This is a genomic window from Streptomyces sp. LBL, assembly GCF_029893585.1.
Taxonomy (GTDB): domain Bacteria; phylum Actinomycetota; class Actinomycetes; order Streptomycetales; family Streptomycetaceae; genus Streptomyces.
Genome location: NZ_JARXYX010000021.1, coordinates 88,904 through 105,897 on the forward strand (window position 1 = coordinate 88,904; position 16,994 = coordinate 105,897).

At 70.6% G+C, this 16,994-nt stretch carries 17 protein-coding genes; 12 read left to right on the forward strand and 5 right to left on the reverse strand.

Translation table 11 applies throughout. The features are described from left to right. Positions 1-54 precede the first annotated feature (54 nt). The 4 genes from M2271_RS24875 (at position 55) to M2271_RS24890 (ending at position 2,283) form a co-directional block, all read left to right on the forward strand. Positions 55-645, forward strand: coding sequence for a hypothetical protein (locus M2271_RS24875; protein ID WP_280889627.1), 591 nt, complete (start codon positions 55-57; stop codon positions 643-645). Between the two features lie 265 nt (positions 646-910). Then, positions 911-1,327: a hypothetical protein gene (locus M2271_RS24880; RefSeq protein ID WP_280889537.1), complete on the forward strand. Its 417-nt coding sequence runs from the start codon at positions 911-913 to the stop codon at positions 1,325-1,327. Between the two features lie 287 nt (positions 1,328-1,614). Beyond that, positions 1,615-1,848, forward strand: coding sequence for a hypothetical protein (locus M2271_RS24885; RefSeq protein WP_280889538.1), 234 nt, complete (start codon positions 1,615-1,617; stop codon positions 1,846-1,848). A gap of 171 nt (positions 1,849-2,019) precedes the next feature. Further along, positions 2,020-2,283: a hypothetical protein gene (locus M2271_RS24890; RefSeq protein WP_280889539.1), complete on the forward strand. Its 264-nt coding sequence runs from the start codon at positions 2,020-2,022 to the stop codon at positions 2,281-2,283. Between the two features lie 47 nt (positions 2,284-2,330). Here M2271_RS24890 and M2271_RS24895 read toward each other — a convergent pair whose 3' ends face one another. The 3 genes from M2271_RS24895 to M2271_RS24905 form a co-directional block, all read right to left on the reverse strand. Continuing rightward, positions 2,331-3,572: an MFS transporter gene (locus M2271_RS24895; protein WP_280889540.1), complete on the reverse strand. Its 1,242-nt coding sequence runs from the start codon at positions 3,570-3,572 to the stop codon at positions 2,331-2,333. 233 nt (positions 3,573-3,805) lie between these two features. Further along, positions 3,806-4,801, reverse strand: coding sequence for an alpha/beta hydrolase (locus M2271_RS24900; RefSeq protein WP_280889541.1), 996 nt, complete (start codon positions 4,799-4,801; stop codon positions 3,806-3,808). Positions 4,802-5,391: 590 nt separating this feature from the next. Continuing rightward, positions 5,392-6,315: an IclR family transcriptional regulator gene (locus tag M2271_RS24905; RefSeq protein WP_280889542.1), complete on the reverse strand. Its 924-nt coding sequence runs from the start codon at positions 6,313-6,315 to the stop codon at positions 5,392-5,394. A 192-nt stretch (positions 6,316-6,507) separates the two neighbouring features. Here M2271_RS24905 and M2271_RS24910 point away from each other — a divergent pair, with 192 nt between their 5' ends. Genes M2271_RS24910 through M2271_RS24930 form a run of 5 tightly spaced genes read left to right on the forward strand, consistent with a single transcriptional unit; the run spans position 6,508 to position 10,490 of the window. Continuing rightward, positions 6,508-7,314, forward strand: coding sequence for a transporter substrate-binding domain-containing protein (locus tag M2271_RS24910; RefSeq protein WP_280889543.1), 807 nt, complete (start codon positions 6,508-6,510; stop codon positions 7,312-7,314). Positions 7,315-7,369: 55 nt separating this feature from the next. Next, on the forward strand, positions 7,370-8,116 hold the full coding sequence (locus M2271_RS24915; RefSeq protein ID WP_280889544.1) for an amino acid ABC transporter permease: 747 nt from the start codon (positions 7,370-7,372) through the stop codon (positions 8,114-8,116). Then, positions 8,116-8,766 carry an amino acid ABC transporter permease gene (locus tag M2271_RS24920; RefSeq protein WP_280889545.1) on the forward strand — a complete coding sequence of 217 codons (651 nt, stop codon included), beginning with the start codon at positions 8,116-8,118 and terminating at the stop codon, positions 8,764-8,766. Before M2271_RS24915 ends, M2271_RS24920 begins: the two co-directional genes overlap by 1 nt. Next, positions 8,763-9,539 carry an amino acid ABC transporter ATP-binding protein gene (locus M2271_RS24925; protein WP_280889546.1) on the forward strand — a complete coding sequence of 259 codons (777 nt, stop codon included), beginning with the start codon at positions 8,763-8,765 and terminating at the stop codon, positions 9,537-9,539. The genes M2271_RS24920 and M2271_RS24925 overlap by 4 nt, the downstream gene beginning before the upstream one ends. A gap of 12 nt (positions 9,540-9,551) precedes the next feature. Continuing rightward, positions 9,552-10,490, forward strand: coding sequence for a sugar kinase (locus tag M2271_RS24930; RefSeq protein WP_280889547.1), 939 nt, complete (start codon positions 9,552-9,554; stop codon positions 10,488-10,490). A 68-nt stretch (positions 10,491-10,558) separates the two neighbouring features. On the opposite strand, the gene M2271_RS24935 is transcribed toward M2271_RS24930, so the two are convergent. Together M2271_RS24935 and M2271_RS24940 are read right to left on the reverse strand one after the other, a co-directional pair. After that, a complete protein-coding gene (locus M2271_RS24935) occupies positions 10,559-11,455 on the reverse strand; it encodes a hypothetical protein (protein WP_280889548.1) in 897 nt (298 codons plus the stop codon). Positions 11,456-11,547: 92 nt separating this feature from the next. After that, positions 11,548-12,255: a FadR/GntR family transcriptional regulator gene (locus M2271_RS24940; RefSeq protein WP_280889549.1), complete on the reverse strand. Its 708-nt coding sequence runs from the start codon at positions 12,253-12,255 to the stop codon at positions 11,548-11,550. A 225-nt stretch (positions 12,256-12,480) separates the two neighbouring features. On the opposite strand from M2271_RS24940, the gene M2271_RS24945 reads away from it, so the two are divergent. Genes M2271_RS24945 through M2271_RS24955 form a run of 3 tightly spaced genes read left to right on the forward strand, consistent with a single transcriptional unit; the run spans position 12,481 to position 16,883 of the window. Further along, positions 12,481-13,929 carry an SLC13 family permease gene (locus M2271_RS24945; protein ID WP_280889550.1) on the forward strand — a complete coding sequence of 483 codons (1,449 nt, stop codon included), beginning with the start codon at positions 12,481-12,483 and terminating at the stop codon, positions 13,927-13,929. A 52-nt stretch (positions 13,930-13,981) separates the two neighbouring features. Beyond that, the gene (locus M2271_RS24950) at positions 13,982-15,535 is read left to right on the forward strand and encodes an acyl-CoA synthetase (protein WP_280889551.1); all 1,554 of its coding nucleotides are present in this window, start codon (positions 13,982-13,984) and stop codon (positions 15,533-15,535) included. Beyond that, positions 15,528-16,883 (forward strand): carboxyl transferase domain-containing protein, encoded by a 1,356-nt coding sequence (locus M2271_RS24955; RefSeq protein WP_280889552.1) that lies wholly within the window; start codon positions 15,528-15,530, stop codon positions 16,881-16,883. The genes M2271_RS24950 and M2271_RS24955 overlap by 8 nt, the downstream gene beginning before the upstream one ends. Positions 16,884-16,994: the final 111 nt, after the last annotated feature.

Here is a 16,994-nt window from a genome sequence, read left to right on the forward strand (position 1 = left end):
CGCCGACCGGCAAGCAACGTCCAGGTGAGCGGCCGGTGCGCGACGATGAAAGGCATGCCCTCCGGAAACAGCCCGAGTAGCCCCTTCACCCCGCGCGACTTCCAGCTGGTCCTGCTGCGCCGCATGGCCGACCACAACCCCGGCCTGGTCGAGGACGCCCGGCACGCGCTGGGCGCCTCGATCGCCGACATGCGCCAGGCCAACAAGTGGTGGCAGGCGATGCTGCACTCCCCGCGCGCGCGGTCCGCCGCCTCGCGGTACCGCTCAATCCTGGGCGAGCCCGAGTCGGTCCTCACCCGCAAGGTCGGCGACCTGGAGTGCGAGGCGCGGCTGTGGCCCCTCCCCCTCTGGCCGGACCTGCGCTTCGAGGTGCTCCTCGCCCCGAACGGCGCGGTCTGGAACGAGTGGCTGATCCGCGCCCCGGGAGCCGACGGGCCCACGCTGACCACACTCGACGACCTCACCCCCTGGTCCTGCACGGTCGACGAGGCCGCCCGCGCCTTCACCCCCGCCCGCCCCCTACAGGGCACGGCCCCGACCCGCTGGGGGCTGGCGTTCACCGCCCCGGACGCCCAGGGCGTACGGCGGGAGGTCGTCGCGGAGTTCACATGGGGGCTGCTGCAGCGGACGGCGGTCACCTCGTAGCGAATTGATCCCTCGCTTCGGTGTGCACGATGTGCACACGGATTGCCTACACCCTGGGACGCGGCCACCACCTACATCTGGGACGCGGCCAGACGTAGCGCCAGCGAGCCCACTCCGGTCATTCCGCACGCGCGTCCTGAACACGGTCACCAGCGGCGCAGACGTTGTCGACGTTCCCGCGAGCCAGGTCGATGCCGAGCCCGACATCCGGGGCAGCGGCGACAGCGACCCCGGCAACCACCCCGGCGGCCAGATCTGCCACCGGATGGCCGTCTACACGCCGACGACCAAGGGCAAGAACTACCACGGGGGTATCGGCGCCCTCAACGCCAACAGCAACGGAACCAGTCACACGGCCAGGTCGTCGTTCACCGCCGAAGCGTCCGGGACCGTGGGCATCACCATCAGCGCTGGCCTCTCCATCACCATCAATGCGATGATCGGCAAGATCGAGCAGAAATACAACGTGGACCTGTCCGCCTCGTTGACGGCCAAGCTGGGCAACACCATCCAGGTCGACACCCCGGCGCACAAGACAACACACGCGTCCTACGGCGTCTACCGCCTGCGCAGCGTCGGCACGAGCTATGTCATCTACAGCAACTGTCAGACCTCGGCAAAGAAGGCCATCATCAGCTACACCCCTCACTACGTCGGCTGGTACATCTGGGAAACGAACTGATGCCACACACCGGCGCGTCATTCCCCCGGGGCGTATGCGTACTCGCCGCTGCCCTGGCCATAGCTGGGTGCAGCTCCCACGGGAGCAGCTCCACTACCCCCAGTTCTTCAAGCGTTGCTGCGAGCGCGTCGCCGCCCACGGCGACGCCCAGGACGACCGTTCAGCCGCACGGACCGTCGGTCGCGAAAGCACCGAAACTCGCCTCCGACGGCATCACCGCGCTGACCACCGGAACTCAAGTCACGGGTAGCGCCACTTACCCGATCCCTGGTGGCATCAAAGCAGGAATGACTCTGGCGATCGCCATCAACTGCCAGGGGCCGGGGCGGCTTCGGGTGCAGGTGCAGCCGACAGGCATCTCCTTTCCCCTCCTGTGCGAAAAAGGGAAGGTGCTGCCTACCATGAACGAGATCCACCTGACTAAGGGGCGTGCCACGGGCTCGCTCCAGTTTGCGGCAGAGCAGAACGTCACCTGGTCGTTCGCGGCCGGCTGGGATCCCAACCCGCCTGAACAGCCGTAACTCTGTAGCGAGAATCGATCCGCTTGAGACACCGTTTCCTGTGGTGCTTGTCGGCCGTCATCATTCTCGTCACTGTGGTGTGAGAGCCTCCGACCGGAGCGGTCACGCGGAAAGAGCGGTGACCGGAACCTCCCCGGGGTGGGGTGGCTCGGGCGTGACACCTTCCTTGGCGTGCCGGCGATTCGTCACACCGAGCCGCGCGGGCGTTCGTACCGGTTCGTCCCGATGGACTCCCCCTGGGACCTGACGTACATGGACGAGGTCGCGGACCTGGTCCGCCGCGGGCTGGCGGGCTATGACGCCATGACCGACGGTGAATCAGGAATTGCCACGCCGACGGAAAACGTCACCGAATCCCACAATGACGTACCGAGGATTCACCCTGACCTGAGTATTGAAAATACCAAGGAATCACCGTGGACTTCTCCGGTGTAATGTATTGGAGAACCGATGCTCACCAAGATCGATGGAGCAATGATTTCTCAGACCGTGGCCTTTTCAGTTTCAGTGGCCCGGGACGGTTCGAGCGCTGACGGCGTGTCGGTGCGGGTGGCGCGGATGGCAGCGAGGGTGAGCAGCGGCACCAGGCCGAGTCCGACCATGATCATGCCCACCAGGGCCGGACCAGTCAGGCCCAGCGAGGAGTCCAGTGCGATGCCGGCGATGAGGGAGCCGCCCGCGATGCCGACGTTGAAGGCCGAGGCGGACAGCGCGTAGGCGAGGGTGGGGGCGTTGCTCGCGAAGCGTACGGCCAGGGTGGTGGAGACCGGCGGTATCGACTGGCCGGCCAGGCCCATGAGGACCAGCAGTACGACGGTGGCCACCGGGTGGGTGGACAGCGGAGTCTGCAGCAGGACCAGGGCCAGGAAGGCGAGCAGGGCCGCGCCGATCAGTGAGGCCAGTGGCCTGCGGTCGCCGAGGCGTCCGCCGATGTTCGTGCCGATCAGGGCGCCGATGCCGTAGCCGACGAGGATCAGGGAGACGGCGCCGGTGGGGACGCCGGACCGGTCGGTGAGCAGGGGTGCGACGTAGGAGTAGACGGCCATGACCCCGCCCAGCAGCAGCACGCCCGCGACCCATGCGAGCCAGAAGCGGCCCGAGCGCAGCGCCGCGAACTGCGACCGTACGGAGGGCGCACCGTCGGTGTGGGACGCGGCGGGGATGTACCGGCCGATGATCAAGGCGACGACGCCGGCGAGGACGGCCAGGGCCCAGAACGCGCCGCGCCAGCCGATGTGGTTGCCGACCAGCGAGCCGAGCGGGACGCCGATCACGGTGGCCAGGCCGATACCGCTGATGATCATGCCCGAAGCGCGGGCACGGGCCGTGGGTGCGACGGCGGCGACGGCCACGGCGCCCGCGACGGCCCAGAAAGTGCCGGTGGCGAACGCGGTGATCACACGGGCGACCAGCACGAGGGCGAAGGACGAGCTGAGTGCGGCCATCACATGGCCGAGAGCGAAGACGGCCAGGGCCAGCACCAGCGTGGACCTTTGGGGCAGTCGCAGCGTGGCGATCGCCATCGCGGGCGCGCCGACGATCATGCCGATGGCGAAGAAGGTGATGAGAAGGCCGCCCCGGGAGACGCTGACCCCGAGATCGGCGGCCATCTCGGGCAGGATGCCGGCGACGATGAACTCGGTGGTACCCATCAGGAACGTGCCGAGCGTCAACAGCCAGACGACGAACGGCAACTTGGCGGATTGCTTCGCGGAAGAAGACATCAGGGCGTGAAACCTTCGCGGAGGGAAGCGGAGGGAAGCGGAGGGAAGCGGAGGGAAGCGGAGGGAAGCGGAGGGAAGCGGAGGGAAGCGGAGGGAAGCGGAGGGAAGCGGAGGGAAACCGCTCGAAGAAGAGGGAAACCGTTCGAAGGGGGCCGGTCCGAAGACCGGCCCCCTGGTTCGCGGGCAGGTCAGGTACCCGAGGGGCAATTGCTTGCGCCCGTCGAGGTCTGGGGTTACCTGAAGAAGGCGGTGAGTTCCCGCACGATGTCGTGGGGGCGTTCCTCAGCGAGGTAGTGACCCGCCCCCTTCAACTCGACGTAGCGGGCGTCTGCCGCCAGTCCCTCCATCTGCGCGAGAAGGAGCTGGTAGTACTTGCCACCGATTCCGAGCAGGGGCATGGTCAGTGCCGGGTAGTCCTTCAGATCGGCTATGTCCTGCTGGAAGGTCTGGTACCAGCCGTTCCCCCCGCGGATCGCATCCGGCGTGTTGTACGCGGCGACGTAAACCGCTCGGGTTTCCTCGCTGAAAGCTCTGGGGTCCCCGCCCTGGAAGTCGATCAGCCAGTCGACGATGAACCGGAACCGCCCCTCGAGGAGTTGCTCGGGCAACTGGTCGAGCACGTTGAAGGCGAACCACCACGGAGCCGGTTGGCCCGGCTGGGGCAGCATGCGTATGTCGTTGAACACCTCGGTGGGATGCCCGGCCTCCCACAAAGCGACCTTCCGGGTCGCTTCGGGGTGGTTCGCGGCGAAGCTGTGCGCCACCATCGACCCGATGTCCTCGCCTGCGATATAGGCCTGGCCGTGTCCGAGGGCGCGGACCAGCTCGTAGATGTCTCGGGCCATGGTCTTCTTGTCGTACCCGCCCGCGGGCTTGTCGGAGTCGCCCATGCCGCGCAGGTCCGGGGCAATAACCTGGTAGTGCCGCGCCAGCGCTGGCATGATCTTGTGGAACTGGTACCAGGTGCGTGGCCATCCGGGGAGCAGGACCAGGGGGTCGCCCTGGCCTCCGGTGACATAGTGCAGCCGCGTGCCGTTGACTTCAGCGAAGCGGCTTGTGAAACCCCTGAGTATCGGTGTCCTCAGTTTCTGGGTCCTCGGGGCGGCAGCCGCGGTGCCGGCCGACAGGCCGAGCAGGGCCGCGGCGCCGGCACCCGCGGTGACGCCGAGCACGTCGCGTCTGCCAAGCCGGTGGGAGGGCTCGGGGCCGTCGGACTTCTTGGGGCTCATATGAGCAATTCCTTCGCGTTTCAGGTGCGTTCGCCATGTTCGGTTGCCACGGAGTGACAGTGCGTGGGCGGTTCTCTCGGCAGGTGAGCGCATTCGCCGCGCCCTCAGCGAGAACTGGGCCTGGCTGCCGCCGACTTGACACTCGCCGCCGGTGACGACGGCCGTCTCGACATCACTCCGCCCGCGCTCGCGCCCATAACCCATGCCCTCCGCACACTTCAAGCATCGATCAGTACCGATCGGTACTGATCAACATGGAGAGGACTGTAGCACTTTCACACCGATCGGTACAGAAGAGATGGCGAGGGCAGCCGAGCCGCAGCGGAAGCCTGGAAGTCCGCGATCGACACCCTGATCGAACGCGCCCCCGCCACGTGGGCCCACCCGCCAACAACGCCTGGCCGTCGCCGCCACCACCACCACCACCACCACCACCACCACCACCACCACCACCGCCACCGCCACCGCCACCGATCAACTCAACCGCCGCCCACGCAAAACGCTCGGCCGGGAAACCCCAACCGAGCGCCTGCATGAACTGCTCGCGACCAAGACTCGACCGTTCATGAGTCCCCGTGAGCCCCGCGGGGTCAGTCAGGGTCCCGCGCCCCCGGCACCACGCCGCCCAGGCTCTCCGTGAGGGTGCCGGTGGCGGTGACGATCAGGGCGCCGAGTTCCGGGACGCGGTCGCGGGTCACGCGGGCGGCCGGGCCGGAGACGCTCACCGCCGTGGTGACCTCGCCCGTGTGGTCGTAGACGGGCGCGGCCACGCAACGGATGTCGTGCTCGTTCTCCACATCGTCGACGGCGTAGCCGCGGCGACGGATGAGCGCCAGCTCCTCGCGCAGCCGCTCGGGGGTCGTGATGGTGGCCTCGGTGCGCGCCGGCAGGCCCATCGCAATCACCTTGTCGACGACATCGTCGGTGCTGTGCGCGAGGAACACCTTGCCGGTGGCGGTGCAGTAGGCCGGCTGGCGGTTGCCGACCCGGGAGTGCATGCGGACCGGCTGGGTGCTCTCGACCTTGTCGATGTAGACGATCTCGGGCGGGTCGAAGGTCACGAGGTGGACGGTCTCGCCACTGTCCTCGGAGAGCCGGTGCAGCACGGGCGAGGTGATCTGCCGGGTGTCGCGGCGCTCCAGGTAGGCCTGGCCGAGCAGAGCGTTCTGCGGACCGAGGCGGTAGCGGCCGGACTCGGGGTCCTGGTCGACCAGCCGGACGTCCCGCAGCGGGGCGACGAGGCGCAGCACGGTGCTCTTGCTGAGCTGGAGCCCGGCGGCGAGGTCCGTCAGCGTGACGCCGTGCGGATGACCCCGGTCCTCGGCGAGGTACATCAGGATGCCCAGCGCGCGCCGCAGGGAGGACGAGGTGTTGCGGCGGCTCACGGACGGGTCGGCTGCGCTCACGGACGTATCGGGTGCGCTCGGAGGCATGTCGGGTGCGCTCGGGGACGCTTCGGGTGCGCTCGGGGACGTGTCGCGTGCGCTCTGGGGCGTGTCGGGTGCGTCAGTCACGACGGCATCCTACCGTTCTGCATAGCAAAACTTCGTGTTACATATTGAAATCCCCCATTGACGGTCACGAATCCCCAGGGCTAACTTCTGCCCAACGTCCTGCCATGAATGCGAAATTCCGTTTTGCAGTGCAGAACGATCTTCCCCGAAGGGACCCTCGCGATGCGACTTCGTCACCGTACCCGCCCACTGATGGTGATTTGCACTGGTGTGACCTCCGCCGCACTCCTCACCGCCTGCAGCTCCGGCAGCTCCGGCTCGGCCGGCGCCGCCCAGAACTCCACCCTCCAGACGGTCATCAAGCGCGGCACGCTGAACGTCGCCAGCTGTCTGACGTTCCCGCCGTTCGGTTCGCTCAGCAAGGACAACAAGCCCCAGGGCTTCGACGTCGACGTCGCCGGGGCGATGGCCAAGGCGCTCGGCGTCAAGGTCAAGGTCGTCGACACGACCTCCGCCAACCGCATCCCCAACCTGCAGACCAAGAAGGTCGACGCGGTGGTCTGCAACTTCACCACCACCCCCGAGCGCGCCAAGCAGGTCGCCTTCAGCGACCCGTACATCGTCGCGGGCGAGGTCATGCTGGTGAAGAAGTCCAGCGGCATCGCCACGCTGAAGGACCTCACCGGCAAGACGGTCGCCGTCACCAAGGGCTCCACCAACGGCGACGCGGTCAAGGCGGGCAACCCCCAGGCGAAGATCCAGGAGTACGACACCTCGGCCGCCGCCGTCCTCGCGGTCAAGCAGGGCCAGGCGGACGCCATGGTCGAGGACTCCAACTTCCTCAACTACCAGGCCAAGCTCGACCCCTCGCTCAAGGTCACCAAGGACTCCGTCGTCCCGCTGGAGTACAACGCCATCGGCGTCCAGTCCGGCGACGCGACCTGGCTGCAGTGGGTCAACACCTGGCTCCGGGAGTTCAACACCTCCGGCGAGTCCAACACCGTCTACAAGAAGTGGTTCGGCGTCGACCGCGTCTTCCCGCTCAACCCGTCCTACTGAGTTCCGGCGGGCGGCGACACCCGTCGCCCCGTCCGCGACCGTGTGGAGGAGTTCCATGCTCACCGACTGGACCTACGCACTCCAGGACTGGCACACCTACCTGAGCGGGGCCTGGCTGTCGCTGAGACTCTCGCTCGCCGCCTTCGCCCTGGCGTTCGCGCTCGGCCTGCTCGGCGCCCTCGCCCGCAGATCCCGGTACGCCGTCCTGCGCGCACCGGCCGCCGTCTACGTCGAGGTCATCCGCAACACCCCGGTCCTGCTGCAGATGTTCGTCGCCTACTTCGCGCTGCCGTCCGCGGGCCTGCGGCTGAGCCCCGTCCAGGCGGGCGTCCTCGCGCTCGGCGTCAACGTGGGCGCGTACCTGACGGAGATCTTCCGGGCCGGCATCCAGGCCGTCCCGCCCGGCCAGCGCGAGGCGGCCCGCGTCCTGGCGCTGAGCCCCGTCCGCTCCTTCACCCACGTGGTGCTGCCGCAGGCGCTGCGCAACGTCTACCCGGCCGTGGTCAACCAGCTCGTCCAGATCATCCTGGGCTCCTCGCTGCTGTCCGCCATCTCGGTGCCCGAACTCACTGGCACGGCCATGGTCATCAACTCCCGCACACTGCTGACCGTCCAGGTCTTCGGCATCGCCGCGGTGATCTACCTCGTCCTCACCAACCTGGTGGTGCTGGCGGCCGGGCTGCTGGGCCGGGTGGCCTTCAAGCCGCCGCTGCCCAGGGCCGTACGCCCGCGCCCCCTGGACGCCGTACGCCGGCTGCTGCCCGCCCGTGCCGTGTCCACCGCCCATAAGGAGGCCGCGTGATGGACTGGCCCGTCATCTGGTCCAACCGCCAACTGTTCACCGACGGACTGGGGGCCACGGCCCTGCTGTCGGTCGCGGCCATCGCCACCGCGACCCTCACCGGGCTCGTCGTGGCGGCCGTACGCACCAGCCGCATCCCCCTGCTGGCCCAGGCCGCCCGAGTCTATCTGGAGGTGTTCCGCGGCACCCCGCTGCTGATCCAGATGCTCTTCCTCTACTTCGGCGCCGCCTATCTGAACCTCGCGGGCATCACCGTCTTCGGCGCCGCCCTGCTCGCGCTGACCCTCTATCAGGGCGCGTACATCGCGGAGATCTTCCGGGCCGGCATCGAGGCCGTACCCCGGGGCCAGTGGGAGGCCTCGCGCGTCCTGGGCCTCAGCCCCACCCAGACCTTCCTCACCGTGATCCTGCCGCAGACCCGGGCGATCGTGCTGCCCCCGCTGGTCGGCCAGTACCTCTCCCTGGTCAAGGACACCTCGATCGCCGTGGTGATCGGGTACGTCGAGCTCCTGCGCCAGGGCCAGGCGGTCATCGACCGCGCGGGCGACCCGGCCACCACCTATCTCGCCGTCGCCGCCCTGTACTTCGTGATCTGCTACCCGCTGTCGCTCGTCGTGCGGCGGATGGAACGAAAGGCTGTCACCGCATGACGACCACCGAATCCACCAAGACCACGGGAGCGACGGTCGCGCCCGCCCGTATCGCCCTGTCCGGCGTGCACAAGCGGTTCGGCGCGCTGGAGGTGCTCAAGGGTGTCGACATCGGCGTCGAACCCGGTGAGGTCGTCGTCCTCATCGGCGCCAGCGGCTCCGGCAAGAGCACCCTGCTGCGGATCATGTGCGACCTGGAGCGCGCGGACTCCGGCGAGGTGTGGGTCAACGGCGTACCGCTGCACGACCGCAAGCGGGCGCCCGAGATCTTCGGCCACGTGGGCATGGTCTTCCAGCAGTTCAACCTCTTCCCGCACAAGACCGCGCTGGGCAACGTCACCCTCGCCCTGCTGAAGGTCAGGAAGCTGACGCGGGCCGAGGCCGAGGAGCGGGGTCGGGCGGCGCTGGCCCGGGTCGGACTCGCCGACAAGGCGACCGCCTATCCGGCGCAGCTCTCCGGCGGCCAGCAGCAGCGGGTCGCCATCGCCCGCGCGCTCGCCATGGACCCGGCGATCATGTTCTTCGACGAGCCCACCTCCGCACTCGACCCGGAGCTGGTCGGCGAGGTCACCGGGGTGATGCGCGCCCTCGCCGAGGACGGTATGACCATGGTCGTGGTGACCCACGAGATGCGCTTCGCGAAGGACACCGCGGACCGGGCCGTCTTCATGGACGGCGGGGTCGTCCTCGAACAGGGCCCGCCTGAGCAGGTGTTCGGCAATCCGGCCGAGGCCCGCACACAGCAGTTCCTGCACCGCGTCCTGGACACCTGAGGAGTGCCGGGCGTGCTCACCCCTGCCACCCCCCACGACGTGGTGTGCGTCGGCGAGACCATGGCCGTGCTCAGCCCGCCGGACGCCCGGCCCCTGGCCGGCCAGAAGAAGCTCGCGCTCACCGTCGGCGGGGCGGAGTCCAACGTGGCCTGCTCGCTGGCCGCCCTCGGGCACCGCGTGGCCTGGCTGAGCCGGGTCGGCGCCGATCCGCTCGGCCGCCGGATCCTGGACGATCTCACTGCCCGCGGCGTCGACGTCTCCGCCGTGGAGACCGACCCCGAACGCCCCACCGGCGTCTACTTCAAGGACCCCGGCCCCGACCTGACCCGTACCTACTACTACCGCCGGGAATCCGCGGCCACGGCCATGGGCCCCGAGCTGTCCCGCCTCCCCCTCCTGCGCACAGCCCGGTTGCTGCACCTGTCCGGTATCACCGCGGCGCTGTCGGACACCTGCGCCGACCTGATGGACGTACTGATCGCCCGACGGGCCGCCCCGGGCCCGCTGATCTCCTTCGACGTCAACCACCGCCCCGCCCTGTGGCGGCACCGCCCCGCCGACGCGGCACCGATGCTGCGGCGCCTGGCCCGCGCCGCCGACATCGTCTTCGTCGGCCGCGACGAGGCCGAGGCCCTGTGGGGCACCGGCCAGGCGGCGGAGGTGCGCGAACTGCTGCGGCCCGCGGGGGTGGTCGTGGTCAAGGACGCCGGACACGGAGCGACGGCGTACACCGAGGGCGGCGAGAACGGCGAGGACGGCAAGGACGGCAAGGAGACCTTCGTCCCCGCGCCCCCGTCCCGAGTCGTCGAACGGGTCGGCGCCGGCGACGCGTTCGCCGCGGGCTATCTGTCGGCGGCAGTCCTCGAAGGGCTCGGCGTGGCGGAGGGCCTGCGCCGCGGCCACCGGCTGGCGGCGGCCGCCCTGGCCACCCGGGACGACGTACCGGCATGACCAACGAGCCGGCCTGACCAGCGACCCGACCTGATCAGCCGGCCGGCCTGATCAGCGGGCCGGCCTGATCAGCGGGCCGCCGCCAGGAGCGCCGTCACGACCTCGGGGACCGACTCCGGGTGCAGGAACAGGAAGAGGTTCGGCTCGACCAGTTCCAGCTCCATCACCCGCGGCTCCCCGTCCTCCCCGTCTTCCCCGTCCTCCCCGTCCACCCCGTACACAAGGTCGACCCGGGCGTACAGCAGCTCGGGCGCGTCCGGTACGGCGGCCAGGGCGCGCTCGGCGACGGAGAGTTCGGCCGGCGTCGGGGTCCACGGCTCCAGTCCCGGGTGGGCGACCTTGTCCGCGTCGAACGCCGTGCCGGGCGCGAGGACGGCCCGTTTGCGGCTGGCGTGCAACAGCCGCCCGCCGAAGAACTGCAGGGCCCGCTCACCCCGTACGTCGATGCCCCGCATGTACGGCTGCACCATCGCGGTGAGCCCCTCCTCGTGCATGCGCGCGAGGTGGCGTACGGCGGTCTCGTGCTGGTCGGGCGTGTAGCGGGCGGCGTACCGGGCGCCGGCGCCGGAGGTCGGCTTGACGACGTACTCGTGATCGTCGGGAAGGTCGACGGCGTCGCCGGGCGCGAGGTAGCGGGTGGGGACGACGGGCACGCCGGCCGCCGCCAGCTCCCCGAGATAGCGCTTGTCGGCGTTCCACCGCACGACGTGGGCCGGATTGGCCAGCCGGGTCGCCTTGGCGCAACGCTCGGCCCACGCCACGAACTCGTCCGCCCGCCAGCTGTAGTCCCAGGTCGACCGTATGACCGCGAGGTCGAAGCCGCCCCAGTCGACGTCGGCGTCGTCCCAGAACACCGCCTCCGCCTCGGCCCCGGCCGCCCGCAACGCCTCCAGCAGCACGGGCAGGTCACGGTCCTTGCTGGTCTCGGGCCGGGGGTCATAGGTGACGATGGCGATGCGTGACACGGCGGGGTCCTTTCTCATACGGCTCGTAGGTCCGCAGGACTCTTAGGGGGTGGAGGCAGACAGGGTGACGGCGGACGGGTGGAGGCGGACGTCTAACCCTCCTCCTCCGGCTCCCAGTCCAGCAGTCGTACCTTCGCCACCGTGCGGACATGGCGGCGCATCGCCGTGGCCGCCTGGTGCGGCTCCTGGGCGGCGATGGCGTCCAGGATGGCCTGGTGCTGGGCGAGGGAGCGGGTGGGGCGGCCGGGCTGGCGGAGGGACTCGGTGCGGCTCTCGGCGATCTGGTCGGCGATGGAGCGCATGAACTCGGCGAGCAGGCTGCTGTGGGCGGCCCCCGTCACCGCCGCATGGAAGAGACGGTCGCCCTCGATCCCGTGACCGTCCGCCTCGATCTCGTCGGCCATGTGCGCGAGGGCGGACCGCATCGCCGCCAGGTCGTCCTCCGTGCGCCGCTCGGCGGCCAGTTCGGCGAGTTTGGTCTCCAGGGCCTCGCGGGCCTCCAGCACGTCCGGGAGCCGTCGGCGCCGCTCGACCATCCGCTCGACCGGCTCGACGTCCAGGCTGTCGCGGACCAGATACGTGCCTCCGCCGTGCCGCGCCTCCACCAGGCCCTGCACCTCCAGAACCACGATCGCCTGCTTCACCGAGGCCCGGCTGACGCCGAGCCGCTGGGCCAGGTCACGTTCCGGAGGGAGTCGGTCCCCGGCCTTCAGGTCGCCTTCGGCGACGTACTGGCGCAGGCGGTCCAGTACCTGCTCGTAAAGGCGCTGTTTCGTCATGGGGCGCAGAGCGTCGGTCACGGGGTCCCCCTCTCGTCCGGGAGCGTAGCACCGCGATCGTCAGTGGCTGAGTGGCTGAGCCAATTCCTGCGCGACCCCTTGACGGACGCCCCGGGCGCACCCACGCTGATCAGCCAACGCCCCGAAGTGGCTCAGCCACTCAGCCACTGGGCGCCACCGCCCCTGCACGTCAAACGCACGCCAACGCACCCGCAACCGCTCCGGGACCCAACGACGGGAGCCCGTATGTCCCCCGAACTCATCTCGATCCTCGTCCTGATCGTGGTGTTCGTCATCGCCACCACCCGTTCCGTCAATATGGGCGCGCTCGCCTTCGCCGCCGCCTTCGCGGTCGGGGAACTCGTCGCCGACCTCGACGCCGACGGCATCTTCGCCGGCTTTCCCGGCGACCTGTTCGTCGTCCTGGTCGGCGTCACGTACCTCTTCGCGATCGCCCGCGCCAACGGCACCACCGACTGGCTGGTGCACGCCGCGATCCGGCTGGTCCGGGGGCGCGTGGTGCTCATCCCCTGGGTGATGTTCGCCCTCACCGCCGCGCTCACGGCGATCGGCGCGGTCAGTCCGGCCGCGGTCGCCATCGTCGCGCCGATCGCCCTGAGCTTCGCCACCCGCTACGGCATCAGCCCCCTGCTCATGGGCGCGATGGTGGTGCACGGTGCCCAGGCGGGCGGCTTCTCCCCGATCAGCATCTACGGCACGATCGTCAACGGCATCGTCGAGCGGGAGCACCTCCCCGGCAACGAGATCGCCCTCTTCCTCGCTTCCCTGTTCGCCAACCTCGCCATCGCGGCCGTCGTGTTCGTGGTGTGCGGCGGGCGGGCGTTGTGGGCTCGGGGTGCGGTGACTGTGGACGGAAGCTCCGGCACGGGGAACGCCTTCGAGAAGGGGACGGTCCCGGAGGGCGGTACGGGCCCCCGGCCCACCGGCGCCGGGGCCGCCGACTCCGGCCCGTCCGACTCCGGCCCGTCCGACTCCTACTCCGGCGCCCGTACCGGCGCCGGCCCCAGCCCCGCCGCCACCGCCACCGCCACCGACGTGGTCACGCGCCCCGAGGCGTCCGACCCGGCGGCGGCCCGTCTGACCCCCGCCCGCATCGCCACCCTCGCCGCCCTGGTCGCCCTCGTCGTCGCCGTCCTCGGCTTCGATCTGGACGCCGGTCTGACCGCGATCTCCCTCGCCGTGCTGCTGAGCGCCGCCTGGCCGGACGACAGCCGCGCCGCGGTGGGCCAGATCGCCTGGTCGACGGTGCTGCTGATCTGCGGTGTCCTGACGTACGTCGGTGTCCTGGACCAGATGGGCACCATCAAGTGGGCCGGTGAGGGCGTCGGCGGCATCGGCGTCCCGCTGCTGGCCGCGGTGCTGCTGTGCTACATCGGTGCGCTCGTGTCCGCGTTCGCCTCCTCCGTCGGGATCATGGGCGCGCTGATCCCGCTGGCCGTGCCGTTCCTCGCTCAGGGCGAGATCGGGGCGGTCGGCATGGTGGCCGCGCTCGCCGTGTCGGCGACGGTCGTGGACGTCAGTCCGTTCTCGACGAACGGCGCGCTCGTCCTGGCCGCCGCCCCGGACGTCGACCGCGAGCGTTTCTTCCGGCAGCTGATGGTGTACGGAGGCATCGTGGTGGCGGTGGTACCCGTGGTGGCGTGGCTGGTGATGGTCGTGCCGGGCTGGGGGTAAGCCGGCCGACGGCAACCGCCAGCTCCCGTTGAACAGTTAAGGAGTACGACGCGTGTCCTCTCTCTTCCCGGCCCTGACCGAGGGCCGGACCGACCGCCCCGCCCTGCGGTTCGGCCACCGGTCCCTGACGTACGCGGAACTCGCCACCGCGGCCGACGCCCTGGCCCACCGGCTCACGGGCCACGCCCGGGTGGCCGTGTGGGCGACCCCGACGCTGGAGACGGCGGTCGCCGTCGTGGCCGCGCTGCGGGCGGGTGTCGCCGCCGTACCGCTCAACCCGAAGTCCGGGGAGAAGGAGCTCGGACACATCCTGGGCGACAGCGCGCCGGCGCTGGTGCTGGCCGCTCCGGGTGACGAACTGCCGTCTCCCGTACGGGACCTGCCGCGCGTCGGCATCGACATCGACACCGCATGTGACACCGACACCGAGGCACCCGGCGCGGGCCGGCTTCCCGACGCGCCCGCATCCGGCTCCGCATCCGCGTCCGCGTCCGGCTCTACGTCCGACTCCACGTCCGGATCCGGATCCGGCTCCGACTCCGGCTCCGACGACGCCCCCGCCCTCGTCGTCTACACCTCCGGAACCACCGGCCCGCCCAAGGGCGCCGTCATCCCCCGCCGGGCGATCTCCTCGACCCTGGACGCGCTGGCCGACGCCTGGCGGTGGACCGGCGACGACGTGCTCGTGCACGGTCTGCCCCTGTTCCATGTGCACGGCCTGGTGCTCGGCATCCTCGGCCCGCTACGGCGCGGCGGATCGGTGCGCCACCTCGGCCGGTTCACCACGGAAGGCGTGACGCGCGAGCTGACCGACGGCGCGACCATGCTGTTCGGCGTGCCGACGATGTACCACCGGATCGCGGAGGCCCTCCCCGACGATCCCGCGCTGGCCACGGCACTGAGCCGGGCCCGGCTGCTGGTCTCCGGCTCCGCCGCGCTGCCGGTGCACGACCACGAGCGGATCACAAGCGTGACCGGGCAGCGCGTCATCGAGCGGTACGGCATGACCGAGACGCTCATGAACACCAGCGTCCGCGCGGACGGCGAACCACGCCCCGGAACGGTCGGCGTCCCGCTGCCGGGTGTGGAGCTGCGGCTCGTGGAGGAGGACGGCACCCCGATCACGTCGTACGACGGCGAGACCGTGGGCGAGATCCAGGTGCGCGGCCCGAACCTGTTCACCGGCTACCTCAACCGCCCCGACGCCACGGCCGCCGCGTTCACCGCCGACGGCTGGTTCCGCACCGGGGACATGGCAGTGCGCGACCCCGACGGCTACGTCCGTATCGTCGGCCGCAAGGCCACCGACCTGATCAAGAGCGGCGGCTACAAGATCGGCGCCGGGGAGATCGAGAACGCGCTGTTGGAGCACCCGGGCGTGCGGGAGGCGGCGGTCACCGGCGAGCCGGACGCCGACCTGGGCGAACGGATCGTGGCCTGGGTGGTCCCGGCGGACCCGCAGTCGCCCCCGTCCGCCGAGGAGTTGGCCGACCATGTCGCGCGCCGCCTCGCCCCGCACAAGCGCCCCCGGGTCGTCCACCACCTGGACGCCCTCCCCCGCAACGACATGGGGAAGATCATGAAGCGGGCGCTGGACCGTGGCTGAACGCCCGACCGCACGCGAGGTCCTGGACCTCGTCGCCGACGACTCCGCCTTCACCGAACTCCCGTACCCCGCAAGGGACGTGCCCCCCAACGGACCGCTCGGCTGGCCGGGCTACGACGCCGCACGGGCCCGCGCCGCCGACCGCACCGGCGAGCAGGAGTCCGTCGTCTGCGGCACCGCGCGCGTCGGGGGCACCCGGGCCGTCCTGATCTCCTTCGAGTTCGGCTTCCTCGGCGGTTCGCTCGGGGAGCGCACCGGCGACCGGCTGGAGGCGGCGTACACCTATGCCCGTGACCACCGGCTGCCGGTGGTCCCGTTGATCGCCACCGGCGGCAGCCGTATGCAGGAGGGCATGCTCGCGCTGACCCAACTCCAGCGCGTGGCCCGGCAGTCGACGCTCACGAGGGAGGCGGGCCTGCCGCAGATCGCGGTCCTCCGGGATCCGACGACGGGCGGCGGCTGGGCCACCCTGGGTGCGGGCGCCGACGTGATCCTCGCCCTGCCCGGGGCCCAGGTCGGCTTCGCGGGCTCCCGGGTCCGTCCCCCGGACGCGGACCCGGCCGCGTACACGGCCCAGGCCCAGGTGGCGGCGGGATCGGCCGACGCGGTGGTGGCACCCGGGGACCTGCGCGACACCCTGGGCCGCTGGCTCCGCCTCCTGACGACCCCGTCGACCGAGCCCGCGCCGCCCCCTCGGCCGCTCGGCTCGACGGACCTCCCGGCCACCGGCTGGGCCGCCGTACAACGCGCCCGCTCCCCCGAACGCCCGCGCGCGGCAAGCTACTTGGACGCCTACTTCACGGACCGCCTCCCCATCAGCGGCGACCGCTGCGGCGGCACCGACCCCGAGGGCATGCTGTGCGGCTTCGGCGAGCACGAGGGCCGTACGGTCGCCTACGCCGCGCAGACCGGTACGGCGACCCGCCCTGCCGGCTACCGCACCGCCACCCGTCTGATCCGCCTCGCGGACCGCCTCGGCATCCCGGTCCTCACCCTGGTGGACACCCCCGGCGCCGCCAACGACGCCGAGGCCGAACGGCAGGGCGCGGGCGCGGCGATCGCGGACGTCTTCGCAGCGGTGGCCGCCGCCCGCACCCCGGTCACCACCCTCCTGATCGGCGAGGGCGGTTCCGGCGGCGCCCTCGCCCTCGCCGCCCCCGGCACCACCTGGGCCACCCCGGACAGCTACTTCTCGGTCATCGCCCCCGAACTGGCGGCGGCGATCCTGAAGCGACCGCCCGGGGAGGTGGAGGCGACGGCGGACCAACTCCGCATCCGTCCGCAGGACTTGGCCGAACTGGGAGTGATCCGGCACGCATCAGGCGACCATCTCAAGTACCGTCCGTAACGAGAGAGACGCTCAGGAACGCGCGCCGCCACCTCCTCGGCGCTCCGCGCTCCGCGCCTTCCGGAACGGCTCACTGCGGCCGGACGGGGTCATGAAACGGGTTCGCGAAAC